A 13,202-nucleotide genomic window follows, 5' to 3' on the forward strand; every position below is an offset into this window, starting at 1 on the left:
AAAAGGGAAAGGAGCAGCAAGATGGTTTATCTTATCATTGGGATTTTAATCCTCTTTTTCTACATTTTTGCTGTTCCATCCAGTATTAAAGGGACTGTTAATGCTGTGACTATGGTTTTACTGATTGTGGCCTTGATTATCTTATTTGGCTTAGGCATTTTTAAAATTTTCCAGTTGCCGGCTGAATATTTTGTAGGTTTCGGCCTATCCGTAGTGACCGTCTTGGCTTTGCGGGATATTAATCGTCTCAAGCCGCCTAAAAAATCAAAAAAGAATTTTGATGAAGAATAATAAATGAGCAAGAACTTAGAAGGTCGGATAGATGTTTTGAGATCTTGCTTTTTTGTTAATTTATATTTTTACAAAAACAATAGGTTTATGTTACAAAATATTTCAAATAGATGAAAACATATCATTTTTTTCAAAACTTGCTTACAGTCGAAAATAAAAGACTCCTATGTCTTTTTTATTTTCACAAAAAAAGGTAAAATAGAGTGAAGTATGAATGGAAGAGGTTGCTTATGAAAAAAATAGCAAATTTTGCCAATAAGAAGGTCTTGGTCCTGGGATTGGCCAAGTCGGGTGAGTCAGCAGCTCGCCTTTTAGATAAATTAGGAGCCATCGTGACAGTTAACGACGGGAAACCTTTCGAGGAAAATCCTGCTGCCCAATCTTTGCTAGAAGAAGGTATTAAAGTGGTGACAGGAGGTCATCCCTTGGAGTTGCTGGACGAAGACTTTGAATTGATGGTGAAAAATCCAGGTATTCCTTATGACAATGCCATGGTCGTTCGAGCTCTGGAGAAGAAGATTCCAGTTATCACTGAAGTAGAGTTGGCTTATCTAATTTCAGAAGCACCGATTATTGGTATTACGGGTTCAAATGGTAAGACGACGACCACAACCATGATTGCGCAAGTCTTGACGGCTGGCGGTCAAAACGGTTTATTGTCTGGTAATATCGGTTTTCCTGCTAGTCAAGTAGCCCAAACAGCCAGCAGCAAAGATACGCTGGTCATGGAATTGTCTTCTTTCCAATTGATGGGGATTGAGGCTTTTCATCCACAAATAGCTGTTATTACCAACCTCATGCCGACTCATTTGGATTATCACGGATCTGTTGAGGACTATGCAGCTGCCAAGTGGAATATCCAGAAAAACATGACAGCTGATAATTATCTGGTTTTGAATTTCAATCAAGATTGGGCAAAGGAAATGGCTAGTCAAACTCAGGCTACTGTTGTCCCTTTTTCAACAACTGAAAAGGTGGATGGTGCCTATTTAGAGGGTGATGTCTTGACCTTCCGTGGAGAAGAGATTATGCAGGCGGCTGAAATCGGCGTTCCTGGCAGTCATAATGTCGAAAATGCTCTGGCTACGATTGCAGTAGCCAAACTTCGTGGCATTGACAATCAGACGATCAAAGAAGTCTTGTCAGCTTTTGGGGGTGTTAAGCACCGACTCCAGTATGTGGGGCGTGTAAATGAGGTTGCTTTTTATAATGACAGTAAGTCTACCAATATCTTGGCAACCCAGAAAGCCTTGTCTGGTTTTGACAATAGCAAGGTGATTCTGATTGCAGGTGGCTTGGACCGTGGCAATGAATTTGACGAGTTAGTGCCTGACCTCAAAGGACTCAAGAAAATGGTAATCTTAGGACAATCAGCTGCGCGTGTAAAGAGGGCAGCTGATCAGGCTGGTGTTTCTTATCTAGATGCGACTGATGTCCGGGATGCAGCTCATAAGGCCTTTGCGCAAGCGGAGCCAGGAGACATTGTCTTGCTTAGTCCTGCCAATGCCAGCTGGGATATGTATAGTAATTTTGAAGTCCGTGGCGATGAATTTCTCGCTGCATTTGAAGAATTAAAAGGTTAAGATGAAAAAGATTGTATTTACAGGCGGAGGAACGGTCGGGCATGTAACCCTCAACCTTCTCCTGATTCCGAAATTTATCAAAGAAGGCTGGCAGGTCCACTATATTGGCGATAAGCATGGTATTGAGTACCAGGAAATCCAAAAGTCAGGACTGGACGTGACCTTTCATTCGGTAGCTACGGGCAAGCTTCGCCGCTACTTTTCTTGGCAAAATCTGCTGGATGGTTTTAAGGTCGTCTGGGGCATTTTCCAGTCGCTGGGTATTATGCTCAAAGTACGGCCGCAGGCTCTCTTTTCTAAGGGAGGCTTTGTATCCGTTCCGCCCGTGATTGCAGCCCGACTGTCCGGAGTGCCCGTCTATGTTCATGAGTCGGATCTATCCATTGGCTTGGCCAATAAAATTGCCTATAGGTGTGCGACCAAGATGTATGCGACCTTTGAGCAACCTTCCAGTCTGACCAAGATTGAGCATGTAGGAGCTGTGACCAAGGTCAGCAGTCAAGAGTCAGTCCTACCGCAGGAGCTAGAAGAAATCCGTCAGTATTTTGATAAAGAACTGCCAACCCTGCTTTTTGTCGGTGGTTCTGCTGGTGCTAAGGTTTTTAATGACTTTGTCAGCCAGAATCAAGCTGCGCTGACCGAACGCTACAACGTTATCAATCTGACAGGCGATGCAAGTTTGGATGTTCTGTCTGAACGTCTCTTTCGCAGAGCCTATGTGACCGACATCTACCAGCCTTTGATGGACTTGGCAGATGTAGTGGTGACACGCGGCGGTTCCAATACAATCTTTGAGCTCTTGGCCATGGCTAAGCTGCATATTATCGTTCCTCTGGGACGCGAAGCCAGCCGCGGCGATCAGATTGAAAATGCCGATTATTTTGTGAAAAAGGGATATGCCAAGCAATTGGCAGAGGAACAGCTGGATATGAGCAATTTACAGGCAACACTTGATGACCTTTTGGCGAACCAGGCTTCTTATCATCAAGCTATGAAAAATTCTCAGGAAATCAAGTCTGTAGATGAATTTTATGCTTTATTGAAGGCGGATATTGACAAAGGAAAGAAATGAGCAAGAAAAACCACGATGAGCCAAAGGAAGAGGTAAGTGAGCCCCTCTCTGAATGGCAGAAACGAAACAAAGAATATCTTGAAAAGAAGGCTCAGGAAGAGGCCAGCAAACAAAAGAAACTGGAAGAAGAGGAAGCAAAAGAAGCTGAAGACTCAATCGAAGGCGGAGAAATAGCTGAAGAGACGGAAGAAGATGACTCATCTTATGAAGAGGAAGAAACAGAATATTTGGAAGATGACTCATCTGAACCTGAGCTAGAGACTGAATTGAGCGAGAAAGAGCGCAAAAAACTGGAGAAACTTCAGAAAAAGGCAGAAAAAGAAGCTGCTAAGGTGCATATCTCGAGGATTCATGTTTATCGAGCGCTGCCGGTTTTGCTGGGCAGTGGGTTGATTTTTCTCCTTTCAGTCTATTTTTTGACGCCACTGGCGACCATGAAGACTATCAAATTTTCAGGGAATCAAATGGTCAGTCAGGAAGACCTGCTCAAAAGCAGTAAGATTGATGAGAAGGACTATACTTTAACAACCTTTATCAATGGCGGCAATCATATCCGCAATATGAAAGCTTCTAGTCCTTGGATTAACAACCTGGAGATGGCTTATCAGTTTCCGATTACTTTTCAGGTAAAGGTCAAGGAGTACGGAGTTCTGGCCTATCTGCATGAGGGTGGTCAGTATTATCCTATTCTGACAAATGGGGAGATTATTTCGGACCCAACTGCTGCAAATTCTATGCCGGAAACCCATATTTCGATAGAGTTTTCAGATAAAAAATTGATTAAGGAATTTGCTCTTCAAATTGAAAAGGTACCGGCTTCGGTTAGGAAAAATATTAAGACAGTTCAGTTGACTCCAAGCAAGGTGACACCGGATTTGGTTACGCTGACCATGCATGATGGCAACAAAGTCTTGGTACCAATTTCGCATATTGCCAAAAAACTACCATATTACAAGGGAATCCAATCGCAGCTGGAAGAGGGTGTACCTAGTGTTGTAGATATGGAAGCAGGGATTTTTAGTTATGTTGAAGGAGCTCAAAACGAGTCGTCTTCTTCTGACGAAGAAAAGCAGAAAGCAGAAGAGGAATCGACGGGACAGCCAACAGAACAAGCGGCTGGGCAGGTGACAGAAAGTCAGGAACAAGAACCTGCAGAGCCGCAAAATTCGACAGAAAACCCGGTAAATAACGAAAATCGCTAAATTATATGTAGAAAAACTGCACATTTTCATTTTCTTTATGTTATAATAAAGCTTGGATAACTCTAATTTTTAGCGTTATTAGTATAGACCGGAAACATGGAAGATAGAGAGGACTGATGTAATGGCTAGAGACGGCTTTTTTACTGGATTAGATATAGGAACTAGCTCAATTAAAGTGTTGGTGGCAGAGCACATCAACGATGAAATGAATGTTATTGGGGTCAGCAACGCAAAAAGTGCTGGCGTTAAAGATGGAATTATTGTTGATATTGAGGCTGCTGCTGCTGCCATTAAGACAGCTATTTCTCAAGCAGAAGAAAAGGCAGGCATTTCAATTGGTTTAGTTAATGTCGGACTTCCGGCTAATCTCTTACAGATTGAGCCTACTCAGGGTATGATTCCTGTGACTAGTGATTCTAAGGAAATCACAGATACAGATGTAGAGAATGTTGTTAGATCTGCTTTGACTAAGAGTATGACTCCTGACCGCGAAGTGATTACTTTCATCCCAGAAGAGTTTGTAGTGGATGGTTTCCAAGGGATTCGTGACCCACGCGGCATGATGGGGATTCGCTTAGAAATGCGTGGTCTTCTCTACACTGGACCACGGACTATTCTCCACAACCTCCGCAAGACAGTGGAGCGCGCGGGAGTTCAGCTTGAGAACGTAATTATCTCCCCATTGGCAATGACTAAGTCAATCTTGAACGAAGGGGAACGTGAGTTTGGTGCAACTGTTATTGATATGGGCGGCGGCCAAACTACAGTGGCTTCTGTTAAAGGTCAAGAGCTTCAATATACGAATATATACCAAGAAGGTGGCGACTATGTAACCAAGGACATCTCCAAGGTTTTGAAGACTTCGCAAAAGTTAGCTGAAAGTCTCAAGTTTAACTATGGTTCTGCTTATGTTCCTGAAGCTGGGACAGAGTCCTTCCAAGTAGAAGTGATTGGAGAGATTGAGCCGGTTGAAGTAACTGAAAAGTATCTGGCTGAAATTATTTCTGCTCGTATCCAACATATTTTTGAGCAAATCAAACGCGATTTGGATAGAAGGCATCTCCTCGAGTTGCCAGGCGGCATTGTGATTATTGGTGGAGCAGCTATTCTTCCAGGAGTGGTTGAGCTGGCTCAGGAAGTGTTTGGCGTGAATGTCAAGCTTTATGTGCCAAATCAAATCGGCATTCGCAATCCAGCCTTTGCACATGTTATCAGTCTGTCAGAGTATGCCGGAAGCTTAACAGATGTGGATATGCTGGCTCAGGTTGCTGTTCATGGTGATGAACAACTGCGCCATCGACCTGTATCCTTTGAGCGTCCTGCTCAGTCAGTACCACGCTTTGAACCTCAACCAGCTGATGAGATTCCTGAGGAGCCGGTCCAAGAAGTTCCAGTTGCCAGTGCTGATGTGCCAAATCAAGAACCAAAAACTGGTATTACAGATCGGATGCGCAACCTAATTGGCAAAATGTTTGATTAAGGAGAATACAGAGAATATGACATTTTCATTTGACGCTGCTGCTGCACAAGGCGCAGTAATTAAAGTTATTGGTGTCGGTGGAGGTGGCGGTAATGCCATCAACCGAATGATTGATGAAGGTGTTGCTGGCGTTGAATTCATCGCAGCAAATACAGATGTTCAAGCTCTTAGCAGTGCCAAAGCTGAAACAGTTATTCAGCTCGGGCCTAAGCTGACTCGCGGACTCGGTGCCGGAGGTCAGCCTGAAGTAGGTCGTAAGGCTGCTGAAGAAAGCGAAGAAGTCCTGACCGAAGCTCTGCAAGGAGCAGATATGGTCTTCATCACTGCTGGTATGGGTGGTGGATCTGGGACAGGAGCTGCTCCAGTGATTGCTCGTATCGCAAAAAATGTTGGTGCTCTGACTGTCGCTGTAGTTACACGTCCTTTCGGTTTCGAAGGAAGCAAGCGCGGAACTTTTGCGGTAGAGGGAATCAACGAACTTCGAGAGCATGTAGACACACTCTTGATTATCTCAAATAACAACCTGCTTGAAATTGTAGATAAGAAGACTCCGCTTCTTGAAGCACTCAGTGAAGCAGATAATGTTCTTCGCCAAGGTGTCCAAGGGATTACTGACTTGATTACCAGCCCAGGACTAATTAACCTTGACTTTGCCGACGTGAAAACAGTTATGGCAGACAAGGGTAATGCCTTGATGGGAATTGGTGTTGGTAGCGGTGAAGAACGCGTTATCGAAGCTGCTCGCAAAGCTATCTACTCACCTCTTTTGGAAACAACTATTGATGGTGCAGAGGACGTAATTGTCAATGTTACTGGTGGCTTAGATATGACTTTGATTGAAGCTGAAGAAGCTTCAGAAATTGTCAACCAAGCAGCAGGTCATGGTGTGAACATCTGGCTCGGTACAGCTATTGATGAGTCTATGAAGGATGAAATCCGTGTGACTGTTGTAGCTACTGGTGTCCGTCAGGACAAGGTTGAAAAGGTCAGCGGCATTCGTCAGACCCAGCAGCCTACTGGTCCAAGCCGTCCGCAGCAAGTTGAGCCAAATCGCGAAGTTCGCTCAGGACAGTTTGAACGAAACTTTGATATGACCGAAACGGTTGATATTCCTGCTCCAAGCCGTCAAAGAACGGATGCGCCTAAAGGTTCAGCCTTTGGTGATTGGGATCTTCGCCGTGAAGCGATTGTTCGTCAGGCAGAACCAAGTTCCTCAGCCCGCGTGGAGCGCTATGCAGAAACTAATGAAGATGATGATGAGTTGGAAACACCTCCATTCTTCAGAAATCGTTAATCTAAATCATGAATTTGCAGAATAATAAAGAGCTGGTCTTTCAATCCGTCGCTCAGGCGGCGGAGCAAGCCCAGCGTTTGAAAGATTCAGTAAATATCATTGCAGTTACCAAATATGTTGACTGCGAAACTACTCAGGAGCTTGTTCGTACAGGTATTCAGCATATCGGAGAAAATCGGGTAGATAAATTTCTAGATAAATACCATGCTCTGAAAGATGAGAATCTGACCTGGCACCTGATCGGCAGTTTGCAGAGGAGAAAAGTCAAGGATGTGATTAACTATGTTGATTACTTTCACGCTTTAGATTCTGTAAAATTGGCCAAGGAGATTGACAAACGGGCTGAACATGTGATTAAATGTTTTCTGCAGGTGAATATTTCTAAAGAAGAGAGCAAGCATGGCTTTTTGATTGAAGAACTTGAAGTTGTCCTGCCTGAACTTGAAAAATTAGAGAATGTTCAAATTGTGGGATTGATGACAATGGCTCCGTTTGAAGCTAGTCATGAGGAGCTGAACCAAATTTTTGAAAAGGCTCATCAACTACAAAAAGAATTAAAAAAGAAACAGTTAAATAATATGCCCTTTTCTGAATTAAGCATGGGAATGAGCCGTGATTATCCAGAAGCAATTGCCCATGGCTCGACCTATGTCAGAATTGGTACAGCATTTTTTAAATAGGAAAGAAATATGTCATTAAAAGATAGATTTGATAAATTTATAGATTATTTTACAGAAGATGGAGATGAGACTGAGCTTCAGGAGCAGACAGTCAGCAGACCTGCAGCGCCTGCCAAACAGAAGCCTGAGTTGGTTCAGCCTAAACCAGTCAGAGAGACTAAGCCAGCTCCTCGTCCGGCTGCTGCGGCTAAGCCACAGCCTAAACCACAGCCTCAACAGAAATCTTCGACTGAGAATATTACCAGACTGCATGCACGTCAGCAGGAATTGGCTCAGCACCGTGCAAATGCGGATGAGAAAATTACGATTGATGTTCGTTATCCGAGGCGATATGAGGAAGCGACTGAAATTGTTGACCTGCTTTTGGCCAATGAAAGCATCCTGATTGACTTCCAGTATATGACTGAGGTACAGGCTCGACGTTGTTTAGACTACCTAGACGGTGCTCGTTATGTTTTGGCTGGAAATTTGAAAAAAGTTGCAAGCACTATGTATTTGCTGACTCCGATTAATGTAGTGGTAAATGTGGAAGATATCCGCCTGCCAAACGATGTTGAAATCAGCGAATTCGACTTTGATATGAAGCGCAGTAGATAAGAGATATGTTATATTTTGTAATTCGTGCCATCTCTAATCTTTTCGATCTTTATAGCATTGCCTTGATTGTCTATGCACTTCTATCTTGGTTTCCAGGAGCCTATCAAACCAAATTCGGAGAGTTTCTAACACGAATTGTAGAACCGTATTTAAAACTTTTCCGCCGTCTTCCCTTGCAGTTTGCAGGGCTGGACTTTACCGTTTGGGTTGCAATTCTGGCTTTAAACCTTTTAAATCGTGTGGTCTTTTATTTAATAAGCGTCTTACTAATGTTATTATGATGAAAGATTTATATCAACACTTTTCGCATGAGGATCGAGAGTTTATTGATAGGAATCTGGAGTTGCTTCAGCGGGTTCAAGATACCTATGCGTTTGAAACAACGTCTTTTCTGAATCCCCATCAGGTCTCAATCCTGAAGAATATTGGCAAGCAATATGATGTGCAAGTCTTTGCTAGTTCGGATTATTTTCCAAGTGAATTGGCAAGAGTTCTTGTGGCGCCTTCTTATTACCAACTGAATATGGATGATTTTGAATTGAGCTTGCTGGAAATTTCCTATGCAAGCAAATTTTATAAAATCAGTCATTCGCAGATTATGGGAACCTTGCTCAATCAATTGGGGATTGAAAGACGAACCTTTGGCGATATTCTTGTAGTTGGAGACCGTGCTCAGCTCTTTGTAGATAAAAGACTAGCCCAGTATTTTATAGATCATGTCTCTAAAATTGCAAAGATGCCTGTCAAATTAAAGGAAGTATCTTTTGCAGAGCAGCTGAAAGAACAGAAGCAGGCTGTTACCAGAGAAATTTTAGCATCTAGTCTTCGATTGGACAAGTTGGTAGCCAGCACCTTTAAGTTATCAAGAAGCCAGGCTGCTCAGCTGATTTCTGGCAAGCATGTAAAAATGAACTATGCTGTTAATGACAATCCCAGCCAGCAGGTCGGGCTTGAAGACTTGATTAGCGTTAGACGATTTGGAAGATTTAAGGTTTTAAGAGAAAATGGCCTTTCCAAGAATGGAAAACATAAGTTAACCGTTGAATTATTAGCTAGTAAATGAGGAGGAACTATGACACTTACAGCATTAGAAATTAAAGATAAATCCTTTGGAACCAAATTTAGAGGCTATGATGTTGAAGAGGTAGATGAATTCCTTGACATCGTTGTCCGCGATTATGAGGACTTGGTTCGTGAAAACCACGAAAAAGAAGCAAAAATTCGCAATCTGGAAGAACGTCTGACTTATTTTGATGAGATGAAAGACTCTCTCAGCCAGTCTGTCTTGATTGCTCAGGATACGGCTGAGCGCGTTAAAGTTGCTGCCAACGAACGGTCTACAAATATTGTCCGTCAGGCAGAGCAGGATGCACAGCATTTGTTGGATGGAGCTAAGTACAAGGCTGATGAAATTTTGCGCCAGGCAGCTGACAATGCTAAGAAAGTAGCCATTGAAACAGAAGAACTGAAAAACAAAACACGTGTCTTCCATCAACGTTTGAAATCAACCATTGAGAGCCAGCTCAGCATTGTGGATTCGTCTGAGTGGGAAGAAATCCTGCGTCCGACAGCTACATATCTGCAGACCAGTGATGAAGCTTTCAAGGAAGTTGTATCTGAGGTTCTGGGAGAAGAAGCAGTTGTCCGTGAGGAAGAAGTGGATGTGACTCGTCAATTTTCTCCAGAAGAAATGGCTGAGCTGCAAGAGCGCATTGAAGCTGCTAACCGTGAATTAGCTGCGACCCAAGCTTTTTCTCCGCTCAGTGATGAAGATATAGAAGCTCACGCAGCTGAGGAAAACTCAGAAGCTGACCATCACGATGATGATACAAATGGGGAACAAAAAGTTCCAGTAAATATTTTATAATTTTAAAGAAGATAAGATTGTAAAAACACAGACCAAGCAAAATACTTTCAGCGAGCAGATGATGGTGAGAGATCTGCAGTCCATCTTGCTTGGGCTATCATTTTACAGAACTTTCGTCTGAAATCAGTAGGATGAGACGGCGGTCCACGTTACGGACAAAGAGGGGCGAGAGGAGCATCATGCTATTGTCTTGCCTAAACAAAGGTGGTACCGCGAATTTTCGTCCTTTTTGGAGAAGATTGCGGTTTTTAATTTGTATTTTAAAAATAAAGAGGAATAGAATGAAACTGAAAGAAACACTTAACCTTGGAAAAACTGCTTTTCCTATGCGGGCCGGTCTTCCAAATAAGGAGCCAATCTGGCAGAAGGAATGGGATGAAGCTAAGCTTTATCAGCGTCGTCAGGAACTGAACGAAGGCAAGCCGCACTTTATCTTGCATGATGGGCCTCCCTATGCTAACGGTAATATTCACGTCGGCCATGCCATGAATAAAATTTCCAAAGATATCATTGTTCGCTCAAAATCTATGGCTGGCTATTATGCACCTTACATTCCAGGTTGGGATACGCATGGTCTTCCGATTGAGCAGGTCTTGGCAAAGCAAGGCATTAAGCGCAAAGAGCTGGACTTGGTAGAGTACCTCAATATGTGTCGGGACTATGCTCTCAGCCAAGTCGAAAAGCAAAAAGAAGATTTCAAGCGTTTGGGTGTTTCTGGTGATTGGGAAAATCCTTATGTAACCTTGACACCAGATTATGAAGCCGCTCAGATTCGCGTCTTTGGTGAAATGGCTAAGAAGGGCTACATCTACCGTGGTGCTAAGCCAGTTTACTGGTCTTGGTCTTCTGAGTCAGCTTTGGCTGAAGCAGAAATTGAATACCATGATTTGGTTTCTACCTCTCTCTACTATGCTAACCGTGTCAAAGATGGCAAAGGAGTCTTGGACACAGATACTTACATCGTCGTATGGACAACAACTCCATTTACTATTACAGCCTCCCGTGGTTTGACTGTTGGAGCAGATATTGATTACGTAGTCGTTCAACCAGCTGGTGAATCTCGTAAGTTTGTGGTTGCTTCAGAATTGTTGAATAGTCTGTCAGAGAAATTTGGCTGGACTGATGTTCAAGTTTTGGATACCTACCGTGGTCAAGAATTAAACCACATCGTGACAGTTCACCCATGGGATACGGCTGTAGATGAACTTGTTATCCTAGGTGACCATGTTACGACAGACTCTGGTACAGGTATTGTCCATACTGCGCCTGGTTTTGGTGAGGATGACTACCATGTCGGTGTAGCCAATGGACTGGAAGTTGCTGTGACAGTCAATGAGCGCGGTATCATGATGGAAAATGCTGGTCCTGACTTTGAAGGCCAGTTCTATGATAAGGTTGTGCCAACGGTTATTGAAAAGCTTGGTGATTTGCTCCTTGCTCAGGAAGAAATTTCTCACTCTTATCCATTTGACTGGCGTACTAAGAAGCCAATCATCTGGCGGGCAGTACCACAGTGGTTTGCATCTGTTTCTAAATTCCGTCAAGAAATCTTGGATCAAATTGACAAGGTTAAATTCCATTCTGAATGGGGGAAAGTACGCCTCTACAATATGATTCGTGACCGTGGTGACTGGGTTATCTCTCGTCAGCGGGCTTGGGGAGTTCCACTTCCAATCTTCTATGCCGAAGACGGAACACCAATCATGACAGCAGAAACCATCGAACACGTGGCTCAGCTTTTTGAGGAGCACGGCTCTATCGTCTGGTGGAAGCGTGAAGCAAAAGACCTCTTACCAGAAGGATTTACTCATCCAGGTTCTCCAAATGGCGAATTTACCAAGGAAACGGACATCATGGACGTTTGGTTTGACTCAGGTTCATCATGGAATGGGGTAGTGGTCAACCGTCCGGAATTGATTTACCCGGCTGATCTTTATCTAGAAGGTTCAGACCAATACCGTGGTTGGTTCAACTCATCTCTTATCACATCAGTTGCTAACCATGGCGTGGCTCCTTACAAACAAATCTTGTCACAAGGTTTTGCCTTAGATGGCAAGGGTGAAAAGATGTCTAAATCCCTTGGAAATACGATTGCTCCAAGCGATGTGGAAAAACAATTTGGTGCGGAAATCTTGCGTCTCTGGGTAACCAGTGTAGACTCTAGCAACGACGTTCGTATCTCCATGGATATCTTGAGCCAAGTTTCTGAAACCTACCGTAAGATTCGGAATACCTTGCGTTTTTTGATTGCCAATACCTCTGACTTTAATCCAGCTGAGGATGCCGTAACTTACGAAGATCTTCGCTCCGTTGATAAATACATGACTATCCGCTTCAATCAATTAGTAGAGACTATTCGCAAGGCTTATGCAGACTTTGAGTTTCTGACTATTTATAAAGCGATTGTCAACTTTGTGACCGTTGACTTGTCTGCTTTCTATCTGGACTTTGCCAAAGATGTCGTCTATATCGAAGCAGCTAAATCATTGGAACGACGTCAGATGCAGACTGTTTTCTATGACATTTTGGTCAAGGTTACCAAGCTGTTGACACCGATTCTGCCACACACAGCAGAAGAAATTTGGTCTTACCTAGAGCATGAAGAGGAAGAATTTGTTCAGTTATCTGAATTGCCTGAAGCTCAGACTTTCCCAAATCAAGAAGAAATTTTGGACACTTGGTCTGCCTTTATGGACTTCCGCAGTCAAGCTCAGAAAGCCTTAGAAGAAGCCCGCAATGAGAAGGTTATCGGAAAATCGCTGGAAGCGCACCTGACTGTCTATCCGAATGAAGTCATCAAGACCTTGCTGGAAGCGGTCAACAGCGATGTGGCTCAGCTTCTTATCGTTTCACAATTAACGATTGCTGAAGGACCTGCTCCAGAAGGCGCTCTAGTCTTTGAAGATGTAGCTTTTGTCGTAGAGCATGCGCAGGGGCAAGTCTGTGATCGCTGCCGCCGCATTGACACAACAGTTAAAGAGCGCAGCTATCAAGCTCTTGTCTGTGACCACTGTGCAGAAATTTTAGAAGAAAATTTTGCTCAAGCTGTCTCAGAAGGCTTTGAGAGCAAGTAAGTTTCCAAAATAAAAAATGGCTTTGCCCTTTAGTGGTAAGCCATTTTTTAGATAGATGGATT

General features: G+C 43.3%; 12 protein-coding genes. All 12 read left to right on the forward strand.

What is annotated here, in order from left to right; all coding sequences use genetic code 11:
• Window positions 1-21: 21 nt before the first annotated feature.
• The 12 genes from K1J09_RS05630 to ileS all read left to right on the forward strand — a co-directional run bounded on the left by K1J09_RS05630 (window position 22) and on the right by ileS (window position 13,140).
• Complete coding sequence (locus K1J09_RS05630) at window positions 22-291, forward strand: DUF3165 family protein (protein WP_002898040.1); 270 nt, start codon at window positions 22-24, stop codon at window positions 289-291.
• Window positions 292-521: 230 nt separating this feature from the next.
• Window positions 522-1,874, forward strand: a complete 1,353-nt coding sequence (gene murD, locus K1J09_RS05635; protein WP_223323300.1) for a UDP-N-acetylmuramoyl-L-alanine--D-glutamate ligase — start codon at window positions 522-524, stop codon at window positions 1,872-1,874.
• Between the two features lies 1 nt (window position 1,875).
• Complete coding sequence (locus K1J09_RS05640; RefSeq protein ID WP_223323302.1) at window positions 1,876-2,946, forward strand: UDP-N-acetylglucosamine--N-acetylmuramyl-(pentapeptide) pyrophosphoryl-undecaprenol N-acetylglucosamine transferase; 1,071 nt, start codon at window positions 1,876-1,878, stop codon at window positions 2,944-2,946.
• On the forward strand, window positions 2,943-4,148 hold the full coding sequence (locus tag K1J09_RS05645; RefSeq protein WP_223323304.1) for a cell division protein FtsQ/DivIB: 1,206 nt from the start codon (window positions 2,943-2,945) through the stop codon (window positions 4,146-4,148). Before K1J09_RS05640 ends, K1J09_RS05645 begins: the two co-directional genes overlap by 4 nt.
• A 121-nt stretch (window positions 4,149-4,269) precedes the next feature.
• Window positions 4,270-5,628: a cell division protein FtsA gene (gene ftsA / locus K1J09_RS05650; RefSeq protein WP_223323306.1), complete on the forward strand. Its 1,359-nt coding sequence runs from the start codon at window positions 4,270-4,272 to the stop codon at window positions 5,626-5,628.
• Window positions 5,629-5,644: 16 nt separating this feature from the next.
• Entirely contained in the window at window positions 5,645-6,922 is a 1,278-nt protein-coding gene (gene ftsZ, locus K1J09_RS05655) for a cell division protein FtsZ (RefSeq protein WP_002900919.1), read from the forward strand.
• Window positions 6,923-6,930: 8 nt separating this feature from the next.
• Window positions 6,931-7,602, forward strand: a complete 672-nt coding sequence (locus K1J09_RS05660; protein WP_002900917.1) for a YggS family pyridoxal phosphate-dependent enzyme — start codon at window positions 6,931-6,933, stop codon at window positions 7,600-7,602.
• A gap of 9 nt (window positions 7,603-7,611) precedes the next feature.
• A complete protein-coding gene (locus tag K1J09_RS05665) occupies window positions 7,612-8,199 on the forward strand; it encodes a cell division protein SepF (protein ID WP_223323308.1) in 588 nt (195 codons plus the stop codon).
• A gap of 5 nt (window positions 8,200-8,204) precedes the next feature.
• Window positions 8,205-8,480 (forward strand): YggT family protein, encoded by a 276-nt coding sequence (locus K1J09_RS05670; protein WP_002896162.1) that lies wholly within the window; start codon window positions 8,205-8,207, stop codon window positions 8,478-8,480.
• A complete protein-coding gene (locus K1J09_RS05675) occupies window positions 8,477-9,262 on the forward strand; it encodes a YlmH family RNA-binding protein (protein WP_223323310.1) in 786 nt (261 codons plus the stop codon). Before K1J09_RS05670 ends, K1J09_RS05675 begins: the two co-directional genes overlap by 4 nt.
• A gap of 9 nt (window positions 9,263-9,271) precedes the next feature.
• Window positions 9,272-10,066: a DivIVA domain-containing protein gene (locus K1J09_RS05680; protein WP_002907042.1), complete on the forward strand. Its 795-nt coding sequence runs from the start codon at window positions 9,272-9,274 to the stop codon at window positions 10,064-10,066.
• 281 nt (window positions 10,067-10,347) lie between these two features.
• Entirely contained in the window at window positions 10,348-13,140 is a 2,793-nt protein-coding gene (gene ileS / locus K1J09_RS05685) for an isoleucine--tRNA ligase (protein ID WP_223323312.1), read from the forward strand.
• Window positions 13,141-13,202: the final 62 nt, after the last annotated feature.

The organism is Streptococcus sanguinis (assembly GCF_019928825.1).
Taxonomy (GTDB): domain Bacteria; phylum Bacillota; class Bacilli; order Lactobacillales; family Streptococcaceae; genus Streptococcus; species Streptococcus sanguinis_L.